The sequence below is a fragment of the Streptomyces sp. NPDC005195 genome, from assembly GCF_040608315.1.
GTDB classification, from domain to species: domain Bacteria; phylum Actinomycetota; class Actinomycetes; order Streptomycetales; family Streptomycetaceae; genus Streptomyces; species Streptomyces kaempferi.
The window spans coordinates 362850-388335 of record NZ_JBEXHZ010000001.1; the positions used below are offsets into that span (position 1 = coordinate 362850).

At 71.7% G+C, this 25486-nt stretch carries 28 protein-coding genes; 16 read left to right on the forward strand and 12 right to left on the reverse strand.

Annotated elements, in window-relative coordinates; all coding sequences use genetic code 11:
- Positions 1-138: 138 nt before the first annotated feature.
- The 4 genes from ABZV34_RS01580 to ABZV34_RS01595 form a co-directional block, all read right to left on the reverse strand.
- Positions 139-1371, reverse strand: a complete 1233-nt coding sequence (locus tag ABZV34_RS01580; RefSeq protein WP_356270362.1) for a cytochrome P450 — start codon at positions 1369-1371, stop codon at positions 139-141.
- A gap of 23 nt (positions 1372-1394) precedes the next feature.
- Positions 1395-2789, reverse strand: coding sequence for an FAD-dependent oxidoreductase (locus ABZV34_RS01585; protein ID WP_356270364.1), 1395 nt, complete (start codon positions 2787-2789; stop codon positions 1395-1397).
- Positions 2779-3018 carry a ferredoxin gene (locus tag ABZV34_RS01590; protein ID WP_356270366.1) on the reverse strand — a complete coding sequence of 80 codons (240 nt, stop codon included), beginning with the start codon at positions 3016-3018 and terminating at the stop codon, positions 2779-2781. The genes ABZV34_RS01585 and ABZV34_RS01590 overlap by 11 nt, the downstream gene beginning before the upstream one ends.
- A 100-nt stretch (positions 3019-3118) precedes the next feature.
- A complete protein-coding gene (locus ABZV34_RS01595) occupies positions 3119-3751 on the reverse strand; it encodes a hypothetical protein (protein WP_356270368.1) in 633 nt (210 codons plus the stop codon).
- Positions 3752-3880: 129 nt separating this feature from the next.
- Between ABZV34_RS01595 and ABZV34_RS01600 the strand changes: the two genes are divergently transcribed.
- The 4 genes from ABZV34_RS01600 to ABZV34_RS01615 all read left to right on the forward strand — a co-directional run bounded on the left by ABZV34_RS01600 (position 3881) and on the right by ABZV34_RS01615 (position 6677).
- Positions 3881-4309 carry a helix-turn-helix transcriptional regulator gene (locus tag ABZV34_RS01600; RefSeq protein WP_153288673.1) on the forward strand — a complete coding sequence of 143 codons (429 nt, stop codon included), beginning with the start codon at positions 3881-3883 and terminating at the stop codon, positions 4307-4309.
- A gap of 49 nt (positions 4310-4358) precedes the next feature.
- A complete protein-coding gene (locus ABZV34_RS01605; protein ID WP_356270370.1) occupies positions 4359-4775 on the forward strand; it encodes a VOC family protein in 417 nt (138 codons plus the stop codon).
- Positions 4776-4915: 140 nt separating this feature from the next.
- On the forward strand, positions 4916-5773 hold the full coding sequence (locus ABZV34_RS01610; protein WP_356270372.1) for a hypothetical protein: 858 nt from the start codon (positions 4916-4918) through the stop codon (positions 5771-5773).
- A 70-nt stretch (positions 5774-5843) separates the two neighbouring features.
- Complete coding sequence (locus ABZV34_RS01615; RefSeq protein WP_356270374.1) at positions 5844-6677, forward strand: VOC family protein; 834 nt, start codon at positions 5844-5846, stop codon at positions 6675-6677.
- On the opposite strand, the gene ABZV34_RS01620 is transcribed toward ABZV34_RS01615, so the two are convergent.
- Positions 6674-7006 (reverse strand): DUF952 domain-containing protein, encoded by a 333-nt coding sequence (locus ABZV34_RS01620; RefSeq protein ID WP_356270376.1) that lies wholly within the window; start codon positions 7004-7006, stop codon positions 6674-6676. The two genes, ABZV34_RS01615 and ABZV34_RS01620, sit on opposite strands and share 4 nt — an antisense overlap.
- Positions 7007-7170: 164 nt before the next feature.
- Complete coding sequence (locus tag ABZV34_RS01625) at positions 7171-8091, reverse strand: SDR family oxidoreductase (RefSeq protein WP_356270378.1); 921 nt, start codon at positions 8089-8091, stop codon at positions 7171-7173.
- Positions 8092-8176: 85 nt separating this feature from the next.
- Between ABZV34_RS01625 and ABZV34_RS01630 the strand changes: the two genes are divergently transcribed.
- Positions 8177-8743, forward strand: coding sequence for a TetR family transcriptional regulator (locus ABZV34_RS01630; protein WP_356270379.1), 567 nt, complete (start codon positions 8177-8179; stop codon positions 8741-8743).
- Between the two features lie 218 nt (positions 8744-8961).
- Positions 8962-9723 carry a YoaK family protein gene (locus ABZV34_RS01635; protein ID WP_356270381.1) on the forward strand — a complete coding sequence of 254 codons (762 nt, stop codon included), beginning with the start codon at positions 8962-8964 and terminating at the stop codon, positions 9721-9723.
- Between the two features lie 256 nt (positions 9724-9979).
- Here ABZV34_RS01635 and ABZV34_RS01640 read toward each other — a convergent pair whose 3' ends face one another.
- From ABZV34_RS01640 to ABZV34_RS01655, 4 genes are all read right to left on the reverse strand, one after another.
- Positions 9980-10201, reverse strand: a complete 222-nt coding sequence (locus ABZV34_RS01640) for a hypothetical protein (protein WP_356270383.1) — start codon at positions 10199-10201, stop codon at positions 9980-9982.
- 82 nt (positions 10202-10283) lie between these two features.
- Positions 10284-10895: a GNAT family N-acetyltransferase gene (locus ABZV34_RS01645; protein WP_356270385.1), complete on the reverse strand. Its 612-nt coding sequence runs from the start codon at positions 10893-10895 to the stop codon at positions 10284-10286.
- Positions 10896-11258: 363 nt separating this feature from the next.
- A complete protein-coding gene (locus ABZV34_RS01650; RefSeq protein WP_356270386.1) occupies positions 11259-12305 on the reverse strand; it encodes a family 2 encapsulin nanocompartment cargo protein polyprenyl transferase in 1047 nt (348 codons plus the stop codon).
- 131 nt (positions 12306-12436) lie between these two features.
- Positions 12437-13843 carry a family 2B encapsulin nanocompartment shell protein gene (locus tag ABZV34_RS01655; RefSeq protein WP_356270388.1) on the reverse strand — a complete coding sequence of 469 codons (1407 nt, stop codon included), beginning with the start codon at positions 13841-13843 and terminating at the stop codon, positions 12437-12439.
- 288 nt (positions 13844-14131) lie between these two features.
- On the opposite strand from ABZV34_RS01655, the gene ABZV34_RS01660 reads away from it, so the two are divergent.
- The 3 genes from ABZV34_RS01660 (at position 14132) to ABZV34_RS01670 (ending at position 16123) form a co-directional block, all read left to right on the forward strand.
- The gene (locus ABZV34_RS01660; protein WP_356270390.1) at positions 14132-14365 is read left to right on the forward strand and encodes a hypothetical protein; all 234 of its coding nucleotides are present in this window, start codon (positions 14132-14134) and stop codon (positions 14363-14365) included.
- A 148-nt stretch (positions 14366-14513) separates the two neighbouring features.
- A complete protein-coding gene (locus ABZV34_RS01665; protein ID WP_356270392.1) occupies positions 14514-15104 on the forward strand; it encodes an N-acetylmuramoyl-L-alanine amidase in 591 nt (196 codons plus the stop codon).
- Between the two features lie 80 nt (positions 15105-15184).
- Positions 15185-16123 (forward strand): pyridoxal-phosphate dependent enzyme, encoded by a 939-nt coding sequence (locus ABZV34_RS01670; RefSeq protein ID WP_356270718.1) that lies wholly within the window; start codon positions 15185-15187, stop codon positions 16121-16123.
- 24 nt (positions 16124-16147) lie between these two features.
- On the opposite strand, the gene ABZV34_RS01675 is transcribed toward ABZV34_RS01670, so the two are convergent.
- Positions 16148-17743 (reverse strand): Na+/H+ antiporter, encoded by a 1596-nt coding sequence (locus ABZV34_RS01675; protein ID WP_356270394.1) that lies wholly within the window; start codon positions 17741-17743, stop codon positions 16148-16150.
- Between the two features lie 61 nt (positions 17744-17804).
- Between ABZV34_RS01675 and ABZV34_RS01680 the strand changes: the two genes are divergently transcribed.
- The 6 genes from ABZV34_RS01680 (at position 17805) to ABZV34_RS01705 (ending at position 22173) form a co-directional block, all read left to right on the forward strand.
- Complete coding sequence (locus ABZV34_RS01680) at positions 17805-18065, forward strand: UBP-type zinc finger domain-containing protein (RefSeq protein ID WP_356270396.1); 261 nt, start codon at positions 17805-17807, stop codon at positions 18063-18065.
- A gap of 260 nt (positions 18066-18325) precedes the next feature.
- Positions 18326-18739, forward strand: a complete 414-nt coding sequence (locus ABZV34_RS01685; protein WP_356270398.1) for an anti-sigma regulatory factor — start codon at positions 18326-18328, stop codon at positions 18737-18739.
- Positions 18736-19926, forward strand: a complete 1191-nt coding sequence (locus tag ABZV34_RS01690) for an RNA polymerase sigma factor SigF (protein WP_356270400.1) — start codon at positions 18736-18738, stop codon at positions 19924-19926. The genes ABZV34_RS01685 and ABZV34_RS01690 overlap by 4 nt, the downstream gene beginning before the upstream one ends.
- 102 nt (positions 19927-20028) lie before the next feature.
- Positions 20029-20484 (forward strand): hypothetical protein, encoded by a 456-nt coding sequence (locus ABZV34_RS01695; RefSeq protein ID WP_356270402.1) that lies wholly within the window; start codon positions 20029-20031, stop codon positions 20482-20484.
- A gap of 144 nt (positions 20485-20628) precedes the next feature.
- Positions 20629-21597: a diacylglycerol kinase family protein gene (locus ABZV34_RS01700; protein ID WP_356270403.1), complete on the forward strand. Its 969-nt coding sequence runs from the start codon at positions 20629-20631 to the stop codon at positions 21595-21597.
- 318 nt (positions 21598-21915) lie between these two features.
- The gene (locus tag ABZV34_RS01705) at positions 21916-22173 is read left to right on the forward strand and encodes a WhiB family transcriptional regulator (protein ID WP_006380970.1); all 258 of its coding nucleotides are present in this window, start codon (positions 21916-21918) and stop codon (positions 22171-22173) included.
- A 228-nt stretch (positions 22174-22401) separates the two neighbouring features.
- Here the strand turns inward: ABZV34_RS01705 and ABZV34_RS01710 are convergent, their stop codons facing one another.
- Complete coding sequence (locus ABZV34_RS01710; RefSeq protein WP_356270720.1) at positions 22402-23868, reverse strand: PAS domain-containing sensor histidine kinase; 1467 nt, start codon at positions 23866-23868, stop codon at positions 22402-22404.
- An 801-nt stretch (positions 23869-24669) separates the two neighbouring features.
- Between ABZV34_RS01710 and nagB the strand changes: the two genes are divergently transcribed.
- The gene (nagB, locus tag ABZV34_RS01715; RefSeq protein WP_356270405.1) at positions 24670-25455 is read left to right on the forward strand and encodes a glucosamine-6-phosphate deaminase; all 786 of its coding nucleotides are present in this window, start codon (positions 24670-24672) and stop codon (positions 25453-25455) included.
- The last annotated feature ends 31 nt before the right edge of the window (positions 25456-25486 follow it).

Below are 25486 nucleotides of genomic sequence, written 5' to 3' on the forward strand. Positions count from 1 at the left end.
GCCCGGCGGACATCGCCGGAACCGGCCCGGACCGGCCGCTGACGGCGCCCTGCGGGCGGATGCCGTCGTAAGCGATGCCCTGCAGGCGGACGCCGTCGCGGGCGATGCCCTGCGGGCGGACGCCGTCGCGGGCGCTGCCTACGGGCGGATGCCGTCGCAGGCGATCGACAGGTGCCGGGGGCCGCGCAGGACCGCGTTCTGCCGGTAGGGGGGCGGGTCCTCCACCAGGCGGGGGTTCTCCAGCCTGCGGGCCAGCTCACCGAGCGCGAGCTGTGCCTCCAGCCGGGCCAGCGGAGCGCCGAAGCAGCTGTGGATGCCGCTGCCGAAGCCCAGGTGCTGGATGTCCTCGCGGTCCGGGTCGAACCGGTCCGGGTTCTCGAAGCGGTCGGGGTCACGGTTGCCCGCCGCCAGCACCAGCCACAGCGACGACCCCTTGGGGATCGTCACGCCGCGCACCTCGATGTCGGCGAGGGTGCTGCGCTGCGGCAACAGCTGCACCGGCGGTTCGAAGCGGAGCAGCTCCTCGACGACGGGGACGGCCAGCTTCGGGTCCTCGCGCAGCCGTTGCAGGATGCCGGGGTTGCGCAGCAGGGTCAGCATGCCGTTGGTGATGAGGTTCACCGTGGTCTCGTGACCGGCGATCAGCAGCAGCGCCGCGGTGCTCATGACCTCCATCGTCGTCATGGCGCCGTCCGGCCCGTGCGCGGTGGCCAGTTGCGACAGCATGTCCTCGCCCGGCTTCTTGCGGCGTTCCTCGATCAGCCCGGCCAGATACATGCCCAGCTCGGTGCGGGCGTTGTTCGAGACCTTGGCGCGCTCGCCGGCGTCGGCGCCCGGGACGGGGTCCAGGCTCGCGGCGAGGACGTCGGCCCAGGTGTGGAAGCGGGGCTCGTCCTCGCGGGGCACGCCGAGGAGCCGGCAGATCACGGTCACCGGGAAGGGGTACGAGAACTGGTCGACCAGGTCGATCCGTTCCGGGTCGCCGATGCCGTCGATGAGCCCGGAGACGATGTCCGCCAGCTCGCCGTGCATCTCGTGGACGCGTCGCGGCGAGTGCGGGGGTCCGAAGGGACGGTTCGTCATGCGCCGCAGCCGGTCGTGCTCCGGAGGGTCGAGCCGCAGGAACGCCGGCGGCAGCGCCGACTCCTCCTCCGTGTCGCCCAGCGGATCGCCCGCCGTCGCCTTCAGGTTGCGCGCGTCGGAGCTGACCCGCGGATCGTGCAACAGGCTCTGGATGTCGTAGTACTTGCTGACGACGTACGGCCCGTCCGCGTCGTGGTACACCGGGGTCTCGCGGAGTTCCTCGTACAGCGGATACGGGTTCGCGCGGTGCGAGTAGTCGATGATCTGCCGCAGGATGGCTTGCGTCATGATGCGTCCTCGTGAGCGTCGGATCAGTGCCCGGCGGGGGTGAACGTCATCCGCCGGTCGGCCGGCGAATATCCGGTGAGGGTGACGGTCGGTCCGCTCGTGGGTACTGACGGGTCGGGGAAGTCCGCGTCCACCGGGCGCTGCCCCTCGGGGCGGCGGTCCACGGTCGGGAAGGACGGCGGGAAGGGCGCTGTGGTCTCGATCAGCTGCTGGTAGAACTGCAGCCACTTCGTCTGGTCGAAGGTGACGGCGCCGATGACGCGCCCCTGGTACCCGTACACGCCGGTGAATCTGCGCTCGTTGAGTGCGCCCTGCGCGATGAGGATCTCCGTCCCCATCGACGGCACCCCCACGGACTTGATGTTCACGCCGAACTGCGAGGACCAGAAGGCGGGCACCCAGATGTGGGGGCGGCGGTCCACGCTGTCGCTCATCATGTTGTGCGCCGCGGTCTCGGCCTGCGCGACGGCGTTGCCCCAGTGCTCCAGGGACAGGAACTGGTAGCCGAACAGCGGATGCGGGGAACGCGCCACGTCGCCGGCCACGTAGACGTCGTCGGTGACGATGCCGCGGATGTCGAAGGCCCGGCAGCCGGCGTCACAGGCGATGCCCCGGGGGCCCGCGCCCAGCCCCGATCCCGCGAGCCATTCGGTGTTGCGCATGGCGCCGAGGCACACGACCACCACCTCGGCCTCGACCGTGTTCCCGTCGGAGAGTTGGGCGGCGCGGACCCGGTTCGCGGAGTCGCCCTCCAGGCTGGTCACCATGATGCCGCAGCGCAGGTCGACCCCGTGCTCACGCTGGATCTCGGCCGCGACCTGGCCGACGACCCCGCCGAGCGCGCCGACCAGGGGCGCGGCGGCCCGTTCGGCCACGGTGACCGCGATCCCGCGTTCCCGGCAGGCGGAGGCGATCTCCGAGCCGGTGAACCCGGCGCCGATGACGAGCACCCGGCGGGGGTTCTGCGCGAGCGCGCGCTCCAGCCCGGTCGCGTCGTCGCGGGTGCGCAGGACGAAGACACCGTCGAGTTCCGCCTCGCTCTCCCTCGGCCAGGGCCTGGCCCGGACGCCGGTGGCGATCAGCAGCCGGTCGTACTCCACCTCGTCGCCGTCGGCCAGCCGTACCCGCCGGGTCGCCATGTCGAGGCCGGTGGCCGCGACCCCGAGACGCCACCGCGCGTCGATCGCGCGTCGCCGGGGCAGGGAGGTGCGGTCCGGCGTCGCCCGGCCCAGCAGGACCTGCTTGGACAGCGGGGGCCGGTCGTAGGGCTCGTAGGGCTCGTCGCCGACCATCGTCAGGGTGCCGGCGAACCCCTCCTCGCGCAGGGTCTCCGCGGCCCGCAGTCCCGCGAGCGAGGCGCCCACGACGACGACACGTCCCTCGCGCTTGAGCCGGTCGAGGTTTCCGTCACTGCTCACCGGTGACCTCCCGGTCGGTTCCGGGGTTCGCGTCCGGGTGGTCCGCGTCCACGAGGATGGCCTGGACGGGGCAGGCCGCGACGGCACGCGCCACGTCGTCGCGCCGCTTCTCGTCGGCCTCCGGGTTGTAGAGCAGGGCCTCGTCGCCGTGCATGGCGAACACGTCGGGAGCCAGGAACGCGCACTGCGCGTACCCCTGGCAGCGGTTGAGATCGACGACAAGTCTCACCGAGGAACAGCCTTTCCGTGGCCCCGTCCGCCCCCTCGCCCTTCAGCATGCGCGAGCGGACGCGGACCCGCTCGCCGGAGCGTCCGACGGGACGACGGGGTCACCGCGGGCTCCGGGACCGGCGCGGTTCGCGCAGCCCGACGCGGAGGATGTGGAGGCTGACGATCAGCGCCCAGGCCGGGAAGACCAGTTCGGACCAGGGCAGGGTGGACCCCGTGATGAGCAGCACCAGTCCCACGAGGTAGCCGAGGACGGCGAGCGGGCGTGGCAGGACGCCGAGGCGGTGTCCGATGGTCGAGGTCGTGAAGACGAACACGGCCGCCATCCGGAGCGCGTACGTCGTCATCATCGTGTAGGCGAAGTAGCGCCCGAAGTCGGAGGACCGGACCTCGTCCAGGACGGTGCCCGCCGCGGCACCGGCCCCGAACATCGTGGCGACGAACACCAATCCGCTGCCCATGAAGACGGTGGCGACGAACCTGTCCTCGGCGTCGCCGACCTGCGCGCGCACGGCGCCCATGAACCACAGGAAGAAGATGCCCGCGAAGGGAAGGATCTCCAGCGCCGTCTGCACCGCCCACCGTTTGTCCGGATCGATCTTCGCGCCGGGCGGGTTCCCGGCGGGCACGGCGATCCGCACCAGCACGATCGCCACCGCGAGCAGCACCGCGAACACCGCCCCGGCCATGCCGGCCGCCCGCGGTGTCCGCAGCCGCTCGTCGTTCGGCTCCATGGTCGCCCGCCGTCCTTCCCGGTTCCCCTCTTGGTCCAGCAAGCAGGCACGCGTGCCCGTACGCCACCGGGGGCACCCGCGGGGGTGACGGCCCTCCCCGTTGTCGGTGGCCCGTGCCATCCTGGAGAGGTGACCGTGGAGGACCTGGTCCGGCTGCGCCGGACACGCGACCGGATGGACCGTGAGTACGCGGAGCCGCTGGACATCGCCGCGCTCGCGCGCACGGCGCTGATGTCCCCCGGACACTTCCAGCGCAGCTTCCGCGCGGCGTACGGGGAGACGCCGTACGGCTATCTGATGACCCGCCGGATCGAGCGGGCCAAGGCCCTGCTGCGGCGCGGCGACCTGACGGTCACGGAGGTCTGCCTCGCCGTAGGCTGCACCTCGCTCGGCTCCTTCAGCTCCCGCTTCACGGAGCTGGTCGGCGAGACCCCGAGCGCGTACCGAGCCCGCCCGCACGACCACGGCGCCCCCATCCCGCCCTGTGTGACCCGCCGCCTGACCCGCCCCTCCCGCCACCGGAGACCGGACGAGGGGGAACCGGGGACGCGCCTGTAGGTCCCGTCCGCCCGGCGGAAAGCCCCCGCCACGGCCTAGCCTGTGGCCCATGGACCTGAAACTTTCCCAGTGCTTCATCGCCGTGGACGACCACGACAAGGCGCTCGCCTTCTACCGCGACGTCCTGGGCCTGGAAGTGCGCAACGACGTCGGGTTCGAGGGGATGCGCTGGGTGACTCTCAGCCCACCGCTCCAGCCGGACGTGGAGATCGTCCTGGAGCCCCCGGACGCGAGCCCCGACGCCTCCCCCGCCGACAAGCAGGCCATGATCGAGCTGCTCGCCAAGGGCATCCTGCGCGGGGTCATCTTCTCGACCACCGACTGCGACGCCCTCTACGAACGCGTCCGCACGTCCGGCGCCGAAGTCCTCCAGGAGCCGACGGACCAGCCGTGGGGCGCCCGCGACTGCGCGTTCCGTGACCCGGCGGGCAACCTCCTGCGCTTCAAGGAGCGGCCCGCGGCCTGAGCACGCCACCGCTCCCACGGGCATCGGCCCGGGTCCCCGGTGGGAATCGGGCCCCGCCCCCCCGGGTGCCCGTCACGGGAGATCCGGCCCCGGTTACCGTTGCGTCGGCCCCGCCGCCCCGCTCACCACCGGAGACACCCATGCCGTCCGCGCGCTCCCGCGTCCTCTACGTCAGCGACCTGGCCTATCCGGCCAAGGGACGGCGGTACGGCGACGAGGACGTGTTCCTCACCTCCCGGCTGCGCGAGGACTTCGACGTCGCCGTGTGCCATCCGCTGGACGCGGCCGCGCTGATGGCCGGCTTCGACGCCGTGGTCGTCCGCAACAGCGGGCCGGTGCTGCACTACCAGGCGCAGTACGACGCCTTCCGGCAGCGCGCGCTCGCGGACGGCGTCCGCGTGTACAACCAGCTGTCCGGCAAGGGGGACATGGCCGGCAAGCAGTACCTGCTCGACCTCACCGCGGCCGGGTTCCCGGTCATCCCCACCGTCGACCGCGCCGGGGACCTGCACCGGCTGCCGGACGTCGAGACGTACGTCGTGAAGCCGAGACTGGGGGCGGACTCGATAGGCCTGGAGTTCGTCTCGCGCGACCGGCTCGCCGAACTGTCCTACGACGACCGTCTCGTCCAGCCGCGTATCGACTTCCGCTACGAGGTGTCCTTCTACTTCGTCGACCGCACCTTCCAGTACGCCCTGTACGCACCCGGCCCGGACCACCGGTGGGATCTGGAGCCGTACGAAGCGACCGAGCGGGACCGGGAGTTCGCGCAGCGGTTCGTCGACTGGAACGACATCGCGTACGGCATCCAGCGCGTCGACGCCTGCCGGGCCCCGGACGGCGAACTGCTCCTCGTCGAGCTCGAGGACCTCAACCCGTATCTGTCGCTGGACGTCCTCTCCCCCACCGCGCGGGACGCCTTCGTCGCGCGGGTGAAAAGGTCGTTGCGCGGTCTGATCGGACAGGAGACCGTACGGGGCGCCGCAGGAGCCGTCTGAACCGCGCCAGGCGCCCGACCCGCCGAAACCCTCCGAACCGTCCGAACCGCCCGACAGGGGGAACCGCAGCATGCCCGAACCGATCCGCGGGACCGGACCGATCCGGTGGGCCTACGCCTTCGTCGACCGGCCCAGCAAGGACTTCGGGCCGGCCCGCGCCTTCTGGCTCTCCGTCACGGGGACCGCGCCGTCCGCGCCGCGCGGCGGACAGGACGAGTTCGTGACCCTGCTGCCGGACGGGTCCGACGCCTGTCTGAAGGCGCAGGGCGTCGAGGAGGGCGAGGGCGGCGCGCACCTCGACCTGGCCGTCGAGGACGTGGCGGCGCTGGTGGAGTCGGCCCTGCGGCTCGGAGCCCACACCGTGTCCGACAACGGCATCACCGGCGAAGGGGGCTGGGCCGTGCTGCGCTCCCCCGGCGGCCTGCTGTTCTGCGCGGTCCCTTGGCAGGGGGAATCGGTACGGCCACCGGTGGTCGAGGGACCCCCCGGCGTCACCAGCCGCCTCGACCAGGTGTGCGTCGACGTGGCGTCCTCCCGGTACGACGCGGAGGTCGCCTTCTGGAGCGGCCTCACGGGATGGGAGTCCCACCCCGGCTCACTCCCGGAGTTCCATGTGATCAGGCCGCCCGCCACGCTGCCCGTCCGCGTGCTCCTGCAACGCCTCGGCACCGATCGCCCCACCTCGGCCCACCTCGACCTCGCCTGCTCGGACATCGAGGCCGTCCGCGCCCACCACGAAGGCCTCGGCGCCACCCTCGTCGGCCTCGGCACGCACTGGGCCGTGATGCGCGACCCGGCGGGCGGCACGTACTGCCTGACGGGCCGCGACCCCGGCACCGGCGGCCTCCCGGTCCAGTGCCGCGGCACCGGACGACCGCCCGGCCTCCGGGGGCGAAACGGCTAGACCGGCTCCCACACCTCCACGTCGACCACCGCCGAGACCGGGATCGGCCCGTAGACGTGCGGAAACTCCTCGCCGCCGGGCTTCACGGCCTCGTACCGCACCGGCACCTCCAGCCGTTCGGCGTCGACGACCAGGACCACCAGGTCGTCGGGACCCTCGTAGGCCCCGTACAGGAAGGACGCGATGCGCGGGAGTTGAGCCCGTGTCGAGCAGTGGATGAAGCCCTCCTCACCGAGGGTGCGGCCACGGGTGGACATCTCGTACGCGCCGGACGCGCGGGCCGCGTCCCACAGCGAACGCTCGGTGATGTGCAACAGGGGTTCGGACATGCCTCAACGCTACGGCGTCGGGCGTACGGCCACGGCTTCCCTCCCCCTCCTCGCCCCTCCCCTCCCCCTCCGTTGGCCGCCCCGCCGGGTGTCGCACCGGCCCCGTGGACGCGCTCCCCGCACGGCGCCGGACGCGTGCCGCGCGGGGGCGCCTCCGCGACCGGTCAGGCAGGGGTGACGGCGGCGAAGTAGTGGCCCTTGTCGAGGTCCTCCAGGAGACCGGGGTGGATCGGCTCCCAGCCCATCAGCTCACGGGTGAGGGTGTTCGACGCCGGGGAGTCGAGGCCGAGGAAGGCCCCCAGCCACGCGAAGTGCCCGGCCGCGTCCTCGGGCGCCACGGCGGTCACCGGCACGTCGAGGTGACGGCCGATCACCTCGGCGACGTCACGGATCGCGACGCCCTGCTCCGCGACACCGTGCAGCACCGACCCGGCGGGGGCCTTCTCGACCGCCAGGCGGAACAGCCGTGCCGCGTCCAGCCGGTGGACGGCCGGCCAGCGGTTGGCGCCGTCGCCGAGGTAGCCGGAGACGCCCTTGGCACGGGCGATGGTGACCAGGGCCGCCATGAATCCGTTGTCCCCGTCGCCGTGGCAGGTCGGAGAGAGCCGCACCACCGACGAGCGCACCCCGCGCGAGGCCAGTGCGAGCACCGCCTGGGCGGTGGCCATCCGGATCGAGACCGGCGAGCCGTCGAGGGAGGGCATGTCCCGCTCGGTGGCCGGCCGGCCGGGGGCGAGGCCGACCACGCCGGAGGCGAGGACGAACGGGCGGTCGGTGCCCGCGAGCGCGTCACCGAGGGCGTCGGCGGCGCGGCGGTCGGCCTCGGCGGCGCCCTGGAAACCGCCGGCGAAGGCGACGTCGTGCTTGAAAGCCAGGTGGATCACCCCGTCCGACCCGGCGGCCGCACCCCGGAGCACGTCGAGATCGTCGATGGTGCCGCGGACCACCTCCACCCCGGCCGCGGTGAGCGCGTCGGCGGAGGCCTCGGAGCGGGCGAGTCCGACGACCTGGTGTCCCGCTCCGGTCAGCTCGGGCACGACGGCGGAACCGAGCCAGCCGGACGCGCCGGTCACGAAGATGCGCATGGTGAATCCCCAAACCCGTTGATGTCAGTTGCTGTCATCAACGCTACACCTGATGTCAGCTACTGTCATCACGTAGGATCTGCGCATGGGTAGATGGGAGCCGAACGCGCGCGGGCGCCTGGCGAAGGCGGCGTTGGAGCTCTACAGCGAGCGCGGCTTCGAACAGACCACGGTGGCGGAGATCGCCCGGCGGGCCGGACTCACCGAGCGCACCTTCTTCCGGCACTACGCCGACAAGCGCGAGGTGCTGTTCGCCGGCTCCGCTGAGCTGCAGGAGCTGTTCGTGCGGGCGGTCACCGACGCTCCGGAGTCCGCCGCGCCGATCGACGCGATGGCAGTGGGGCTCGACGCGGTCTCCGAGGCGTTCGCCGACCGCCGCGACTTCGCGCGCGCACGGCATGCTGTGATCATGGCGAACACGGAGCTCCAGGAACGCGAGCTGATCAAGCTCGCCACGATGGCGGCCGCGCTCGCCGGCGCCCTGCGCGGACGCGGCGTCACGGAGCCGGCCGCGAGCCTGACGGCCGAGGCCGGGGTCGCCGTCTTCAAAGTCGGCTTCGAGCGCTGGATCGTGGCGACCGAGGAACGCGGGATGGCACCGCTGATACGGGATTCGCTGGCCGAACTGAAGGCCGTGACCGCGGGCGGGTAGGGCCACTCCAGCGGCCTTCGGGACGGATGCCGCCGCCGGCGGGCCGTCGGTGCTCCAGGGAGTCGGTGCTCCAGGGAGCCCGCCGGCGAAGGCGCCGCGCCCTGGCCTCGGGCCTCCGCGGACCCGCCCTGGGCGCCGGCTGCGGCAGACGGCGGTACTCCCCCTGCGTGTCGCCTCGTGGCCGGCCGGCCGGGCCCGCGATCTGCTGAGACTTGCCCATGCCCGAAAGTTCCACCGCCTCCGTACCCGCTCCCGTCGACCGGACCGAGCTCCGCAGGACCGTGATCATGACGGTGCTCACCGTGGTCGCGGGGGCGGTCGACGCGATCACCTTCCTGACGATGGGCCGGGTGTTCGCCGCACTCGAGACGGGCAACGTGCTGTTCCTGACGTTCGCGTGGGCCGGATCCGGCCAGGTCTCCATGATCCGGCCCTCCGTCGCGCTCGTGGCGTTCGCCGCCGGGGTGGCCACGGCCTCCTTCGCGATCCGCGCGCTCACCGCGCGGGGACGCCGCTGGTTCCCGGCGGCACTGGCCACCGAGGGGATCCTTCTCGCGGTCGGGGGGACGCTCGACCTGCTGCGCCACGGAACGGGTTCACCCGCTCACGACCGCGATCTGCTCGCCCTCGCGGCCGTGGCCCTCGCCATGGGAGTGAGGTCCGCCGTCGTACTGCGCGTGGCGGTGCCGGGCATGCCGACGCTCCTCATCCAGATGTCCCTGGTCCAACTCGTGGCGGACGTGTCCACCGCGCCAAGGGTTCCCGGCGGCGAGCAGGGCGAGCCGCGTCGGCTCGCGCGCACCCGTCTCACCGCGACCATCTGCGGCATGTTCGCGGGCGGGACCCTGGGCACGCTCATGGCGCCGTGGGGGGCGGGCCGCGCGCTCCTCGTCGTCGCGGCCGTCGTCATGGCGCTGGCGTTGTCGGGAGTCCACGCCGACCCGCCCCGCCACCGGCCTCCCGCGACACCGGCCTCCTGACGGGCCCGGCACCGCCGCGAGCCCGGCCGGAGAACGGGGAACCCTGAGAACCCGGGGAACAAGTGGTGCGGCCTCCGTACTCGGCGTGCTCGACGTCCGTACTCGGCTTCCGCGGTACGGGCGCACCTCGCCGCTCCCGGTCGCGCCCACAAACCAGTCCGTACGGATCAGGATCGCTCCGTGCCTCCGTGCCTCCGTGCCTCCGTGCCTCCGTGGCCCCGGCCCGTTCCGCCGCCGTCCGCCGGACTCCCGTGGCCTACCCCGGATCGCGGGGATCGCGGGGCCACCGGGCCGCGGCCGCCACGCGAAGATCCCGTGTCCGCGGAGAGGACCCGGACTCCACGCGGGCCTCGCACCGTGGGTTGTGGCAGGGACCGGGACCCCAGACGGGGACGAACGCGCCCAGTGTCTTGCGACGCCGCACCACCGTGGCGACCGGCTGCCGGCAGGCGGGGCAGACATACTCATCGATGCCCATGCCCTCAGAGTAGGACGGGACCCGCTCCGGCGCTCCCCGTACGGCCGGCCCGGGAGCGGCCGGGGACGGCGGCTCGGGCCGACTACGCCCCGGTTGCCGATCCCGCCCGCGGCTCGCGCCACATCGGCCACATGCGCGGGCCCTCCGGCAGGTCGAGGGGCCGGCCGGTGTGACCGAACCCGAGCCGCTCGTAGAGCGCGCGGCTGCGTTCGTTGCTCGCCTCCAGATAGGCGGGGACACCCTCCTGGTCACAGCGGTCGAGGACCGACCGGACGAGCGCGCCGCCGAGGCCCTCGCCCTGGCGCTCCGGCGCCACGGCGATCATCCACAGATACTCGTGGGCACGGCCCGCGGGGTGGATCCCGGCGGTGAGCCGGCCCACCAGCTCGACCCGTACGTTGTCGGGGTCCACCGCCTCGCGCAGCTGGACCGGCCCCTCCTCGTCGGCATGGTCTCCGTCGGCGGGCACCGACAGCCACAGGGCGCACGCCGTGCCGTCCTCCGTGATGTCGACACGGCCCTCGGCGAACACGATGTCGGCGAACACCGCCATCAGCCGGGGGTGCCGGTCACGGCGGTGCGCCGGGTCCGGAAAGACCCAGCCGCTCACCGGGTCGTCCCGAAACGCCTCGTCGAGCAACTGGACGACCCGTCCACGATCGTCCTCGCCCGCCACCCGTATCGCGACGCCCATGTTCCGCCCCTTCGCCTCAACCGCCCCTGGCCGTAGGGCCGTCGCAGCCCAAGGGCTGTCCCGTGATCCCCGGCGGGCGCATGACGCCAGTCACGGTACCCCGCCGCGTTGCCGGATCGCCCGAATACACCTGGTAGGAGGACGACCCTCCGCCTGGCGCGATGCACCGCGTCCGACGGCGCGCGCCGATCCACCGGAGATGACGGGACAGCCCTGGGCGGGAATCACCCGCGGCGGAGGGGCGGGCCCCGCGCACCGTGGGGATGCGCGGGATCCGCCCCGGCCGGAGCCCCTGGACCGTACGGAGGTCAGGTGCCGTACGGTCCCGGTGGCCCCGGGGTCTTCAACCGCACTTCGGCCGATTCAGTTACTGCGTCGCGTGACGAACTCCGCGAGTGCCAGGAGACCGCCCGCGGCCTCCGGGTCGGGGACCGCCCGGGACAGTTCGTGCATCGCCCGGGACATCCGGTCGGCCGCCTGGATCTGCGCCCAGTCGCGCCCTCCCGCCCGCTCCACGGCCAGCACCGTGCGCTCCAACTCCCCTTCCTCGTAGGGAACTCCGTACAGTTCGGCGAGTTCCGTCGCCGCCGGGGTGCCGGAGCCGAGCGCGGCCACCACGGGCAGGGACTTCTTGCGGGCGATGAGGTCCGCCCCGGCCGGCTTGCCGGTGCGGCTCGGATCCCCCCAGATCCCGATCACGTCGTCGATCAGCTGGAAGGCGAGACCGGCCTCCCGGCCGAACGCGTCCAGCGCCTCGACGTCCTCCTCGTCCGCTCCCGCGTAGAGCCCTCCGATCGCGCAGGCGCAGCCGAGCAACGCGCCCGTCTTCGCCTCGGCCATGGCGAGGCACTCGTCGAGAGTGACCTCGCCGGGGCCGCGTTTCTCCATGGCCGTGTCGGAGTGCTGTCCCTCGCACAGCTCGACGACGCAGGACGCGAGCCGGGCGGCGGCGGCCGGGGCCGCCGGATGCGGGTCCTCGGCCAGCAGCCGCTGGGCGAGCGCCTGCAGGGCGTCACCCACGAGGATCGCGGCGGCGTCGCCGAACACGGTCCACGCGGTCGGCCGGTGTCTGCGGGTGGTGTCCCGGTCCATGACATCGTCGTGCAGCAGGCTGAAGTTGTGGATCAGCTCCACCGCGGCGGCCGCCCGTAGGGCCGACGCGTGCTGCCCGCCGAGCGCTCCCGCGGCGGTGAGCACGAGGGCGGGGCGGATCGCCTTGCCCGCGTTCCCCGCCGCCGGGGTGCCGTCCGCGTGCTCCCAGCCGAAGTGGTAGAGCGCGATCCGGCGCATCGAACCCGGCAGCGAGTCGATGGCCCTGCGCAGTTCGGGGTCGACGGACGCCCGCGCGCGCTCCAGGATGCCCGCCGCTTCCTGTCCGTCGGGCGGGACGGGCGGAACCTGTTGTCGCATGGGCCCCCCGTTCGTGTGCCCCCCGGGAGGGCTCCGCCCGTCGAGGGTCTCGGCCCCGCTCTGCTGGGGCTTGGGTCTGCCCGGTCTGCCCGTCCGGTCCGGCGGGAACACCGTGGCCGGTGTCGGGAAGGTCACCGCCAGCGGCCGATCTCGACGTTCTCCAGGATGCCGAGGGCGTCCGGGACGAGGACCGCGGCCGAGTAGTACGCCGTCACCAGGTAGGAGATGATCGCCTGTTCGTTGATGCCCATGAAGCGCACCGACGTGCTCGGCTCGATCTCGTCCGGGATGCCCGCCTGCTGGAGCCCGATGACGCCCTGCTCGGCCTCGCCGGTACGCAGGGCGATGATCGAGGTCGTGCGGGCGTCGCTGACCGGGATCTTGTTGCACGGGAAGATCGGGACGCCGCGCCAGGTCGGGATGCGGTTGCCCGCGATCTCGACGCTCTCCGGGACGAGCCCGCGCTTGTTGCACTCGCGGCCGATCGCGGAGATCGCGCGCGGGTGGGCGAGCAGCAGCTTGGTCCCGCGCCTGCGGCTGAGCAGTTCGTCGAGGTCGTCGGGGCTCGGAACGCCGTCGTGCGGTTGCAGCCGCTGGTCGTACTCGCAGTTGTGAAGCAGTCCGAACTCCCGGTTGTTGATGAGCTCGTGCTCCTGGCGCTCCTTCAGCGCCTCGACGGTCAGACGGAGCTGCTGCTCGGTCTGGTTCATCGGCTGGTTGTAGAGGTCGGCCACACGGGTGTGCAGGCGCAGTACCGTCTGGGCGATGCTCAGTTCGTACTCGCGCGGTGCGGCCTCGTAGTCCACGAAGGTGCCGGGGATGTCCTCCTCCCCGGTGTGGCCGGCCGCGAGGTCGATCTCCTTCTCGCCGTACTTGTTGGTGCGCTGCTCGGGAATCGCCCGCAGCTGCTGGAGGTGGGTGCGCAGGGACTCGGAGCGCTCCGCGACCTGTTCCAGGTCCTGGCGGGGCAGTGTGAGCACGGTGACCGCGGTGACGGCGCGGGCCGTGTACTCCCAGATGGCGTCCGGGTCGATGAGCGCCTGCTCGCCGAAGTACGCGCCGTCGGCGAGGACTCCGAGGACCGCGTCGTCACCGTAGGGGCCCGTACCGATCTTCTCGACCTTGCCGTGCGCGAGCAGGAACACCTCGTCGGACGGACTGCCGAACGAGGCGAGCACGTCGCCCGGCCCGAACTCCCGCTGCTGGCAGCGCTGGGCGAGCTCGCCGAGCACCTCCGGATCCTCGTAGGACCGCAGGACGGTCAGCTCGCCGAGCTCGGCGGGGATGACCTGGACGCGGTCCCCGGTCTTCACGAACGTCACCCTGCCGTCACCCACGGAGTAGCTGAGCCGCCGGTTCACGCGGTACGTGCCACCCTGCACGTTCACCCACGGGAGCATGCGCAGCAGCCACCGTGAACTGATCTCCTGCATCTGGGGTGCGGACTTGGTGGTGGTGGCCAGGTTCCGCGCGGCCGATGTGCCGAGACTCTGCTGCGGCCGACCCTGACCCGAACGGACCTCTTCGCCTACCGACATGAAAATTGCCCTCCCGGTCATGCACTGATCTGCGTCGCCCAGCCTTCCATCACGGAGCGTGCCGGTGCTATTACACGAATGAGGGGGAATGGATCACGCCGGATTGGGCAGACACGCGCACTTTGTCGAGCGGGCGAATCGTCCGGAACCCCGACGTCCGGAAACGTCGTGCCGCGATGTCGAACATTCGGGGCCCGAACCGTCGAACAGCCTCACGTCGTCGCGCTCGGGAACTCCAAGATCCGGCCAACCGTTTGACACCGCGACGGACGATGACGGGAGACGGCGATGGCGGGCTTCCTGGACCGCGCCAAGGAACAGGCGCAGCGAGGGCTCACGCAGGGCAAGCAGAAGCTGGACGAGGTGCAGGCCCAGCGTGCGGGCGCCGACCTCCTCAAGAGACTCGGAGCCGCGTACTACGCGGAGCGGCACGGCAGTGGGTCCCCCGAGGCGACCCAGCAGGCTCTCCAGGCCCTGGACAGCCATGTCGCGGCGAACGGAGACGCGTTCCTGCGCTCCTGAGCGGCGCCGCCCCGACGCACGCCGGGCCCTGACCGGATCGGCTCGCACGCTGTACGAACGGCCAACCCGGAGCATCCGGTTCCGGGTAGAAGCGGCGGTACGAGACGGCCGCGCCCGGTGGCCGCCGTGCAGCGCGAAGGAGGCGGTCATGGCTTCACCCATGTCCGCGGCCGGTTTCCTGGACCGGCTCAGGAGGGAAGGTGTCACCGTCGTCGAGGTCGGCGCCTGGGAGCATCACAACCGCAACCACAAGGGGCCGTGGGGCCCGGTGTACGGGGTGATGATCCACCACACGGCGTCCTCGGGCGACGAGCACACCATCGGCCTCTGCCGCACGGGCCGCGCCGACCTGCCGGGGCCGCTGTGTCACGGCGTCATCACCAAGGACGGCGTCGTGCATCTCGTGGGCTACGGCCGGGTCAATCACGCGGGCCTGGGCGACGACGACGTGCTGCGCGCCGTGATCGCGGAGAAGTCGCTCCCCACGGACAACGAGGCGAACACCGACGGCAACCGCCACTTCTACGGCTTCGAGTGCGAGAACCTCGGCAACGGCAAGGACCCCTGGCCCGAGGTCCAGCTGGAGGCCATCGAGAGGGTCGCGGCCGCGATCTGCCGCCATCACGGCTGGACGGAGCGCTCGGTCATCGGCCACCTGGAGTGGCAGCCAGGCAAGGTCGACCCGCGCGGCTTCACGATGGCCTCGATGAGAGAGCGCGTCCGCGACCGCCTCAAGTGACGCACAAGCGTTCGCCGGTCGCCCGGATTCCCGCACGGCTGTCCGACAATGGTGGGGTGACCAGCCCCGACGACCCCGGCATGCCGGGCACTCGCACCGTGCCCGGCGCCCCGGACGGCCCCGAAGCGCTCGACGCGACCGGCCTGTGTGCCCGGCTGCCCTCGCCGCTGTGCCCGGTCGCGGACGGGCGCTTCGCGCGCCACGGGGTCCGGCTGCTGCTCAAGCGGGACGATCTGATCCACCCGGAGCTGATCGGCAACAAGTGGCGCAAGCTGGCCCCGAACCTGCGCGCCGCGGCCGGCCGCACGCTCCTCACCTTCGGCGGCGCGTACTCGAACCATCTGCGGGCCACCGCCGCCGCGGGCCGCCTCCTCGGGCTGCCGACCATCGGCGTGGTCCGGGGCGACGAGCTGGCCCACCGCCCCCTCAACCCCTCCCTGACCCGGTGCGCGGCCGACGGCATGCGACTGCACTTCGTCGACAGGCCGACGTATCGCCGCAAGACGGAACCGCGGACGCTGGCCGCGATCCTGTGCGCGGCGGGTGCCCAGGACGCGTACGTCGTCCCCGAGGGCGGCAGCAACGCCCTCGCCGTGCGCGGCTGCCAGGAGCTCGGCGTGGAGCTGCGCGGCCACGCCGACGTCGTCGCCCTCGCCTGCGGGACCGGCGGCACCCTCGCGGGCCTGGCCGCCGGTCTCGCCCCCGGCCAGTGGGCGCTGGGCGTCCCCGTCCTCAAGGGCGGCTTCCTGGACGCCGAGGTACGGGCCCTCCAGGACTCCGCCTACGGCGGCCGCCGCGGCACCTGGTCCCTCGACGACCGCTTCCACTTCGGCGGCTACGCGCGCGCCACGCCCGAACTCGACACTTTCGCCGCGGACTTCGAGCAGCGCCACGGCCTGCCCGTCGAACGTCTCTATGTCGCCAAGATGCTGTACGGACTTGTCGCCCTGGCCGAGGAGGGGGCGTTCGCACCGGGGACGACCGTGGCCGCGGTCGTCACCGGAGCGCCGCTCGTCTGAACCGGGTGCCGGCGCGGCGGACCCTCACGCCGCCTCCCGGTAGGCCGCCGCCTCCTCCAGGTCGAGCCGTCTCAGCAGGGTGCGCAGCATCTCGTCGTCGATGTAGCGGTGGTCGCGGAGCCGCACGAAGACCTCGCGCTCGGCGCTGATCATCTTGCGGGACAGCCTGCGGTAGGTGTCGTCGGCGGTCTCTCCGGTCACCGGGTTGACGGCGCCGAGCCGCTCCCAGACGGCGTTGCGGCGGCGCTCCAGGACCGAGCGCAGCCGGTCGGCGAGCGGCGGGGGCAGGGCGTTGCGCTCGTCGGCCAGCAGGTCGTCGAGGCGCTGTTCGGCGGCCCGGGAGGCCTGGGCCTGGGCGTTGGCCTCGGCGAGCGTCTCGGCCTGGATGTCGCGGCCGGGCAGCTTCAGGAGGCGGATCAGCGGAGGCAGGGTCAGCCCCTGGACGACCAGGGTGGCGATGACGGTGGTGAAGGTGAGGAAGAGCAGGAGGTTGCGCTCGGGGAAGTGCGCGCCGCCGTCCAAGGTGAGCGGGATCGAGAAGGCGATGGCGAGCGACACCACGCCCCGCATCCCGGCCCAGCCGATGACGAACGGGGCCTTCCAGGTGGGGTTCTCCTCGCGCCCCCGGATGCGCGAGGACAGGATCCGCGGCAGGAAGGTGGCGGGATACACCCACACGAACCGGGCGGCGACCACCACCAGGAAGACGACCACCGCGTACCAGGCGGCGCTGACACCCTCGTACGGGCCGAGACCCTTGAGGACGACCGGCAGTTGCAGGCCGATCAGCGCGAACACGGCCGACTCCAGGACGAACGCGACCATCTTCCAGACGGCCTCCTCCTGGAGCCGCGTCGCGAAGTCCACCTCCCAGGCGCGGTGTCCGAGGTAGAGCGCGACGACGACCACCGCGAGGACCCCGGAGGCGTGCACCTGCTCGGCGATCCCGTACGCCACGAAGGGGATCAGCAGGGAGAGGGTGTTCTGCAGGAGCGCTTCGTTCAGGTGGGTGCGCAGCCAGTGGATCGGCATCATCAGGACCAGGCCGACGACCACGCCGCCGACCGCCGCGAGCAGGAACTCACGGATGCCGCCCGACCAGGTCGCGCCCTCGCCGACGGCGGCGGCGAGGGCCACCTTGTAGGCGGTGATCGCGGTCGCGTCGTTCACCAGGGACTCGCCCTGCAGGATCGTGGTGATCTTCGACGGCAGCCCCACCCGGCGCGCCACCGCGGTGGCCGCGACCGCGTCCGGCGGCGCCACCACCGCCCCGAACACCAGCGCCGCGGGCAGCGGCAGACCCGGCACGATCAGATAGGTGACCCAGCCGACGGCCAGCGTCGCGAAGAGCACGTACCCCACCGACAACAGCGCGATGGGCCGCATGTGGGCCCGCAGATCGAGGTACGAGCTGTCGGTGGCGGCCGTGTACAGCAGCGGGGGCAGCAGCAGCGGGAGGACGACCTCGGGGTCGAGTTCGTACCCGGGAACTCCCGGGACGTACGCGACCACCAGGCCCGCGGCGACGAGCAGCAGCGGTGCCGGCACCGGGGTACGGCGGGCCGCTCCGGCGACCGCGGCGCTTCCCGCGACCAGCAACAGCAGTGGCAATACGTGCATCCTCGTCCGCCCGCCCTCGTTTCCGCGCGGCATCCCGCACGCCCGACGTAACCTGGCAATCATGAAACAGTGCACGCATGCCGACGCGCTGCCGCATCCCGAACCAGAGCCCACGAGCGAGACGTGCCTGGAGTGTCTCGCCGCGGGCACACATCCGGTACAGCTGCGGCTGTGCCTGGAATGCGGGAACCTCAGCTGCTGCGACTCCTCGCCGCTGCGGCACGCGACAGAGCATTTCAAGGAGACGGGACACCCCGTGATGCGAACGTTCGAGCCCGATGAGAGCTGGCGCTGGTGCTTCGTCGACCACGTACTGGCGTGACCCGCCGCCCGGACGGTTCGACCGTCTGACGCCTGGGTACGTCAACCCGGCGCGCGCTCTTCCTATTTGGGCCCGCAGACCCCTAGCCACTGTCCGTACTCATGTGCTTACTATGAGTGACAGCGGGGGAGTGGGGTCCCCAGGACAGGAAAGTCGGGAGCGCGGTAGCGTCACCGCTGAACCACCTAGCGCGTTACCCCGGGGGGCGACCCTCGGCCCCGAAAGAGCTCGAATGAGCTTGTACCACCTTGGAGGTGAGGGTGTCCCAGATCGCAGGCGAGCCCGCGACTAAGGACTTCGTGGAAGTCCGGCTGCCGGCCGCGGGTGCCTACCTGTCGGTGCTGCGCACGGCCACGGCCGGCCTCGCGGCCCGTTTGGACTTCACCCTCGACGAGATCGAGGATCTGCGCATCGCGGTGGACGAGGCCTGCGCGATCCTGCTGCAGCAGGCCGTCCCCGGCTCGGTGCTCAGTTGTGTCTTCCGGCTCATCGACGACTCGCTCGAGGTGACGGTCTCCGCTCCGACCACGGACGGTCACGCTCCGTCACGGGACACGTTCGCGTGGACCGTACTCTCGGCGCTCGCGGGCAAGGTCGACTCCATCGTCGCCGAGGACAAGACCGTTTCGATCAGCCTCTACAAACAGCGCGGCGCGGGACCCGGGCCGGCGTGAGGGACGGGGACGGGCCGGTGCGGGACGAAGAGCGCGGCACACGGGGGCTTCCCGCCGGGCGCGTCGACGGCCTCGACGCGCCACGGCGCGTGGCGGAGGGCGTCGACGGCATCCCCGACCAGGCCCGGCCGCACCCCGACGACGGCACAGCCTCCCGGGCCGGGGATCCCCCCGGCCCGGACGAAGCCGAGAACGCGGGGGACGCGCCGGTCGACGAGGACGGACAGGAGAAGCTCCCCGGCCGGGACGACGGGCAACGGGATCCGGAGGGTGCCGCGCGGAGCACGTCCTCGGAAGGGCGGCGGCTGGTGACGGGCGGGACTATGAGCGAGCAAGAACAACACGACAAGACAGCTGCGCAGAACGTGCAGAGCGTGCAGGCCACGCAGCACGGGCCGAGCGTCCAGCGCATCCAGCACGACCCGAAGGACCCGCAGGACCGCAGCGGAGCGCGGGCGATGTTCATCGAGCTGCGCAAGCTGCCGGACGGCAGCGCCGAGTACGCGGAACTGCGCAACCAGCTGGTCCGCATGCACCTCCCGCTCGTCGAGCACCTCGCGCGCCGCTTCCGCAACCGCGGGGAGCCGCTGGACGACCTGACCCAGGTCGCCACCATCGGCCTGATCAAGTCGGTCGACCGGTTCGACCCGGAGCGCGGCGTCGAGTTCTCGACGTACGCGACCCCGACGGTGGTCGGCGAGATCAAGCGGCACTTCCGGGACAAGGGCTGGGCGGTCCGCGTGCCGCGCCGCCTCCAGGAACTGCGCCTCGCGCTCACCACGGCGACCGCGGAACTCTCCCAGCAGCACGGGCGCTCCCCCACGGTCCACGAACTCGCCGAGAAGCTGGCCATCTCGGAGGAGGAGGTCCTGGAGGGTCTGGAGTCCGCGAACGCGTACTCCACGCTGTCCCTGGACGTTCCCGACACGGACGACGAGTCCCCGGCCGTCGCCGACACACTCGGCTCCGAGGACGAGGCCCTGGAGGGCGTCGAGTACCGGGAGTCGCTGAAGCCGCTGCTGGAGGACCTTCCGCCGCGGGAGAAGCGGATCCTTCTCCTTCGCTTCTTCGGCAACATGACACAGTCGCAGATCGCCCAGGAGGTCGGCATCTCCCAGATGCACGTCTCCCGGCTGCTGGCCCGCACCCTCGCCCAGCTCCGCGAAAAGCTGCTGGTGGAGGAGTAACCCATCCCGGACGGCGGGACCGCCATGCCGGGGCACGGCCCGGTGGCCGGCTGTACGCCAGGGGCCGGCCGTACGCCAGGGGCCGAGGGCTACCCTTCAGGGGTGAGCGCTGAGCAGACCCCCGCCCCCGACGCGTCGACCGCGCGGCCCCGTCCCGGACGGCTGACCGCCGCGGCGGCGCTGGCCGCGCTGGAGGGGCTCGCCCTGGCCGCGGGGGGCGCCTACCTGTTCGTGCAGGGGCTCACCGGATCTCCGGACGACCGGCGGCAGGCCGTCACCGGGGGCGTGACCCTGATCGTGCTCGCGCTGCTGCCCCTGCTGGCCGCGCGCGGGCTGCTGCTGCGCCGCAGATGGAGCCGGGGCCCCGCGGTCATCACCCAGATCCTGGCCCTGCCCGTCGCCTACAACCTGCTGCGGGCCGACAGCGTCGCCATCCCGGCGGGCATCGTCCTGGCCGTCGTCGCGGTCGCGGCACTGGTTCTGCTCGTGAACCCGGCGACGGCGGCGGCCCTGGGCATCCGCGGTCCCGGCGGTGCGGAGGAGCCCCACCAGCGCTGACTGGCCACGGCCCGCGCCTCCCGCCTCCACGCGCCGTACCCCGTTCCCGTCGTCTCTCCCCGTGTCGAGACTCACGCCCTCATCTCTTACCCGATCCCTACCTCGGTCTGGGACGAGTACCGCACGGTAGGTACGCTGCTTCGCATGCGTGCACTTCTCGTGGTCAATCCGGCAGCAACCACCACAAGTGCGCGCACGCGCGACGTCTTGATCCACGCGTTGGCGAGCGAGATGAAGCTCGAAGTGGTCACCACCGAGTACCGCGGGCACGCCCGGGACCTGGGCCGGCAGGCAGCGGAGGGCGAGGACATAGAACTGGTCGTCGCCCTCGGCGGCGACGGCACCGTCAACGAAGTGGTCAACGGCCTGCTGCACAACGGCCCCGAGCTGGACCGCCTGCCCCGCCTCGCCGTGGTCCCCGGCGGTTCCACCAATGTCTTCGCCCGCGCCCTCGGCCTGCCGAACGACGCGGTGGAGGCCACCGGCGCCCTGCTCGACGCGCTGAGAGAGAACCGCGAGCGCACGGTCGGCCTCGGTCTCGCCGCGGGCACCCCCGGCACCGAGGACGAGTCCGTCCCCTCCCGCTGGTTCACGTTCTGCGCGGGACTCGGCTTCGACGCCGGGGTGATCGGCCGGGTCGAGCAGCAGCGGGAGCGCGGCAAGCGCTCCACGCACGCCCTGTATTTGCGCCAAGCGGCACGTCAGTTTCTGGACGAACCTCACCGCAGGCACGGAACGATCACCCTGGACCGCCCCGGCGAGGACCCGGTCACCGATCTCGTCCTGTCCATCATCTGCAACACCTCGCCCTGGACGTTTCTCGGCAATCGTCCGGTGTACGCCTCACCTAAGGCTTCGTTCGATACCGGGCTCGACGTACTCGGTCTCAACCGCATGTCGACGGCCTCGGCCGCCCGGTATGCCACCCAGTTGCTCACTTCGTCCCCCGAACGCGGTCCGCAGGGAAAGCACGCCCTGTCCCTGCACGACCTGACCGACTTCACCTTGCATTCGAAGGCGCCACTCCCCCTTCAGATGGACGGCGACCACCTGGGGCTGCGCACGAGCGTGACGTTCACAGGCGTACGCCGTGCACTGCGTGTGATTGTGTGAGTGGAAGGCCTCAAAGTCCTTTCACTCGAACGTTTAGACCAGGGTCCACCCCATGGAAGTACGGCTGTGACCTAGCCGACACCGAGGAATCAAAAAAAACTTTCCAGAAGGGGTTGTATCCGCCGCCGAGGTTTGCGAGTCTCTATCTGGCGCTCGGGACGGCCCGCAACATCGGCCCCACAGAGCGCCAGAACCCCTCCTCACATCACAGGACCACACCAGTCCGTCTGGTAGTCGGCCCTTCACTTGTTGAGGGATTCGTGAAAGCGTTCACATTCACAAGCAACGTGCATGTAATACCAAGGAGAGGTAGCAGCCATGGACTGGCGTCACAACGCCGTTTGCCGCGAGGAAGACCCCGAGCTCTTCTTCCCCATCGGCAACACCGGTCCTGCGCTGCTGCAGATCGAGGAAGCCAAGGCCGTCTGCCGCCGCTGCCCCGTCATGGAGCAGTGCCTGCAGTGGGCGCTCGAGTCCGGCCAGGACTCCGGCGTCTGGGGTGGCCTCAGCGAGGACGAGCGTCGCGCGATGAAGCGCCGCGCCGCCCGCAACCGGGCTCGTCAGGCCACCGCCTGACACCCCACCCCGCAACGAGCCTGAGCTTGGCGGCGCGTACAGCGCGTACGCATCTCCCGCCCCCGAGCCGCAGCGCGCAGTACCCCGATGCTCCCCCGGAACTCTCGACCATGTTCGAGCAGGGGGTATCCCCATCGCAACGCAGGACAGAGGCCCCGGACCGAAAGGTCCGGGGCCTCTGTCCTGCGCCATCGCCCCGCGCCCTGCGCCGGCGGGGCACGCCTTCGTCTACTTGTTCGCCCGCACCGGAATGTCCAGGATGACCTGCGTGCCGCGTTCGGGGGCCGCCACCATGTCGAACGTGCCGCCCAACTCGCCCTCCACCAGGGTCCGTACGATTTGCAGACCGAGGTTGCCCGAGCGGTGCGGGTCGAAGCCCTCCGGCAGACCGACACCGTCGTCCTGGACGGTGACCAGCAGACGGGTCTCCTTGGTGGTGCCGCCCCGGACCGCCGAGACCTCGACCGTGCCCCGGTCGCCCTCGCGGAAACCGTGCTCCAGCGCGTTCTGCAGAATCTCGGTGAGGACCATGGACAGCGGTGTCGCGACCTCCGCGTCCAGCACCCCGAAGCGGCCGGTGCGACGGCCGGTGACCATGCCCGGCGAGATCTCGGCGACCATCGCGAGCACCCGGTCGGCGATCTCGTCGAACTCCACCCGTTCGTCCAGGTTCTGAGACAGCGTCTCATGCACGATCGCGATCGACCCGACCCGCCGTACGGCTTCCTCCAGGGCCTCCCGGCCGCGCTCCGACTCGATGCGCCTGGCCTGCAGCCGCAGCAGTGCCGCCACCGTCTGGAGGTTGTTCTTCACCCGGTGGTGGATCTCCCGGATGGTCGCGTCCTTGGTGATCAACTCCCGCTCGCGGCGGCGCAGTTCGGTGACGTCGCGCAGCAGGACGAGGGAACCGACCCGGGTGCCCTTGGGCTTCAGCGGGATCGCCCGCAGCTGGATCACCCCTTCGGCGCTCTCGATCTCGAACTCGCGGGGCGCCCATCCGCTCGCGACCTTGGCCAGGGCCTCGTCCACCGGTCCGCGGGACGGGGCGAGTTCGGCGGTGGTCACGCCGAGATGGGCGCCCACCAGGTCGGAGGCGAGACCCAGCCGGTGGTACGCGGACAGCGCGTTCGGTGACGCGTACTGCACGATGCCTTCGGCGTCCAGGCGGATCAGTCCGTCGCCCACGCGCGGTGAGGCGTCCATGTCGACCTGCTGGTCGGGGAACGGGAAGGAGCCGGCCGCGATCATCTGGGCGAGGTCGGAGGCGCTCTGGAGGTAGGTCAGCTCCAGCCGGCTCGGGGTGCGCACGGTGAGGAGGTTGGTGTTGCGCGCGATGACACCGAGGACGCGCCCCTCCCGCCGTACCGGAATGGACTCGACCCGCACCGGCACCTCCTCCCGCCATTCGGGGTCTCCCTCGCGCACGATGCGGCCCTCGTCGAGCGCGGCGTCGAGCAGCGGGCGGCGGCCCCGCGGGACCAGATGGCCCACCATGTCGTCCTGGTACGAGGTCGGACCGGTGTTGGGACGCATCTGCGCCACCGAGACATAGCGGGTGCCGTCCCGGGTGGGGACCCACAGGACGAGATCGGCGAAGGAGAGGTCGGAGAGCAACTGCCACTCCGAGACCAGCAGATGCAGCCACTCGAGATCGGAGGCACCGAGAGCGGTGTGCTGGCGTACGAGGTCGTTCATGGAGGGCACAGGTGCGAGCGTACCCGGGGGTCGACCCCGGTCCGGGAACACCCGCGGGCCGCGGCGCCTGGGAGGGACCCTCAACCCTCCCGGCACCGCAGCCCGGAGCAGCAACGGCCGTGGGCTGTGCGGTCCCGGTCGGCCGATGGAGAGGACCCGGAGCAGTCAGGGCAGAGAGCGCCGGTTCCTCGGTCCGTCCTCCTGTGCGGGGAGGACGGAGGCTTGTTCAGTTGATGGGGTGACGCCGTGGGCGGCGGACGCCCCACCCGAACATTGTGGACTAGACCACGTTCTCGCGTCCATGAGCCGACAGATGTTTGTTGTTGTCACTTCATCGAACTTCCCACACCATCCACCATGAAGACTAGCCCGCTTCGGCCCCCGGCGGGGGCCTGTTCCGCTCATGCGCGGGGCCGGACGGGTTGTCGGGGCGGGCGGGTCCGGGGAACCACCGGTGTGACTGACGGTGATCGCCGCGTCGCGGGTGAGGCCGGGCCGCGCGCCGTGGCCGCCGACGTCGAGGTGAGCCCCGCGAGGGACGTCGCTTCGCCAGGGGACACACCCTGGGATCCCGCCTCTTTCCTTCGTCGCACCCTTCCTTCGTCGCCCCTTTCCTTCCTGGCGCCTTTCCCCGCTCGCCCTTTCGGAACCCGTCCGGAACCCGTCCGGAACCCGTCCGGATCCCGTCCAGCGCGCGGGTTCTCCCACGACCAACGGCGGACCATCTTTGCTAGATTGGTCTACACCACACGTGTTCCCTTCGGTTCCCGGCGAGCCCCTCCCCAGATCGGCAGGCCCAGCGTGGAAGTTGTCATCGTTCCGGACGCCAAGGCGGGCGGCGAGCTGATCGCCGACGCCATGGCGCAACTGCTGCGGCGCAAGCCCGACGCCCTGCTCGGCGTGGCCACCGGCTCGACCCCGCTGCCCGTCTACGAGGCACTGGCGGCGCGGGTCGGCTCCGGCGCCGTGGACGCCTCGCATGCACGGATCGCCCAGCTCGACGAGTACGTGGGACTCCCCGCCGAGCACCCCGAGTCCTATCGGTCGGTGCTGCGGCGCGAGGTGCTCGAGCCGCTCGGGCTGGACATGGCCGCGTTCATGGGACCGGACGGCGCGGCGCGGGACGTCCGGGCCGCCTGCCTGGCATACGACAGTGCGCTGGCCTCGGCCGGCGGGGTCGACCTGCAGATCCTCGGCATCGGGACGGACGGGCACATCGGCTTCAACGAACCGTGCTCCTCGCTCGTCTCGCGGACCCGGATCAAGACGCTGACCGAACAGACCCGGGTCGACAACGCGCGGTTCTTCGGCGGCGACATCGAGCAGGTGCCGCACCACGTCATCACGCAGGGCATCGGCACGATCCTGGAGGCCAGGCACCTGGTGCTGCTGGCCACCGGTGAGGGCAAGGCCGGCGCGGTCGCCGCGACCGTGGAGGGTCCGGTCGCCGCGGTGTGCCCGGCCTCGGCACTCCAGCTCCACCCGCACGCCACGGTCGTCGTGGACGAGGCGGCGGCGTCCGAGCTGAAGCTCGCGGACTACTTCCGGCACACCTTCGCGAACAAGCCGGACTGGCAGGGGATCTAGGGGATCCAGGGCCTCCCGCACGCCCGACCGA

Excerpts from the sequence above, each read along its gene's own strand:
- ABZV34_RS01580 (WP_356270362.1), bottom strand. The coding sequence starts at position 1,371 with ATGACGCAAGCCATCCTGCGGCAGATCATCGACTACTCGCACCGCGCG.
- ABZV34_RS01595 (WP_356270368.1), bottom strand. The coding sequence starts at position 3,751 with ATGGAGCCGAACGACGAGCGGCTGCGGACACCGCGGGCGGCCGGCATG.
- ABZV34_RS01605 (WP_356270370.1), top strand. The coding sequence starts at position 4,359 with ATGGACCTGAAACTTTCCCAGTGCTTCATCGCCGTGGACGACCACGAC.
- ABZV34_RS01610 (WP_356270372.1), top strand. The coding sequence starts at position 4,916 with ATGCCGTCCGCGCGCTCCCGCGTCCTCTACGTCAGCGACCTGGCCTAT.
- ABZV34_RS01615 (WP_356270374.1), top strand. The coding sequence starts at position 5,844 with ATGCCCGAACCGATCCGCGGGACCGGACCGATCCGGTGGGCCTACGCC.
- ABZV34_RS01620 (WP_356270376.1), bottom strand. The coding sequence starts at position 7,006 with ATGTCCGAACCCCTGTTGCACATCACCGAGCGTTCGCTGTGGGACGCG.
- ABZV34_RS01625 (WP_356270378.1), bottom strand. The coding sequence starts at position 8,091 with ATGCGCATCTTCGTGACCGGCGCGTCCGGCTGGCTCGGTTCCGCCGTC.
- ABZV34_RS01630 (WP_356270379.1), top strand. The coding sequence starts at position 8,177 with ATGGGTAGATGGGAGCCGAACGCGCGCGGGCGCCTGGCGAAGGCGGCG.
- ABZV34_RS01635 (WP_356270381.1), top strand. The coding sequence starts at position 8,962 with ATGCCCGAAAGTTCCACCGCCTCCGTACCCGCTCCCGTCGACCGGACC.
- ABZV34_RS01640 (WP_356270383.1), bottom strand. The coding sequence starts at position 10,201 with ATGGGCATCGATGAGTATGTCTGCCCCGCCTGCCGGCAGCCGGTCGCC.
- ABZV34_RS01645 (WP_356270385.1), bottom strand. The coding sequence starts at position 10,895 with ATGGGCGTCGCGATACGGGTGGCGGGCGAGGACGATCGTGGACGGGTC.
- ABZV34_RS01650 (WP_356270386.1), bottom strand. The coding sequence starts at position 12,305 with ATGCGACAACAGGTTCCGCCCGTCCCGCCCGACGGACAGGAAGCGGCG.
- ABZV34_RS01655 (WP_356270388.1), bottom strand. The coding sequence starts at position 13,843 with ATGTCGGTAGGCGAAGAGGTCCGTTCGGGTCAGGGTCGGCCGCAGCAG.
- ABZV34_RS01660 (WP_356270390.1), top strand. The coding sequence starts at position 14,132 with ATGGCGGGCTTCCTGGACCGCGCCAAGGAACAGGCGCAGCGAGGGCTC.
- ABZV34_RS01665 (WP_356270392.1), top strand. The coding sequence starts at position 14,514 with ATGGCTTCACCCATGTCCGCGGCCGGTTTCCTGGACCGGCTCAGGAGG.
- ABZV34_RS01670 (WP_356270718.1), top strand. The coding sequence starts at position 15,185 with ATGCCGGGCACTCGCACCGTGCCCGGCGCCCCGGACGGCCCCGAAGCG.
- ABZV34_RS01675 (WP_356270394.1), bottom strand. The coding sequence starts at position 17,743 with ATGCACGTATTGCCACTGCTGTTGCTGGTCGCGGGAAGCGCCGCGGTC.
- ABZV34_RS01680 (WP_356270396.1), top strand. The coding sequence starts at position 17,805 with ATGAAACAGTGCACGCATGCCGACGCGCTGCCGCATCCCGAACCAGAG.
- ABZV34_RS01700 (WP_356270403.1), top strand. The coding sequence starts at position 20,629 with ATGCGTGCACTTCTCGTGGTCAATCCGGCAGCAACCACCACAAGTGCG.
- ABZV34_RS01705 (WP_006380970.1), top strand. The coding sequence starts at position 21,916 with ATGGACTGGCGTCACAACGCCGTTTGCCGCGAGGAAGACCCCGAGCTC.
- ABZV34_RS01710 (WP_356270720.1), bottom strand. The coding sequence starts at position 23,868 with ATGAACGACCTCGTACGCCAGCACACCGCTCTCGGTGCCTCCGATCTC.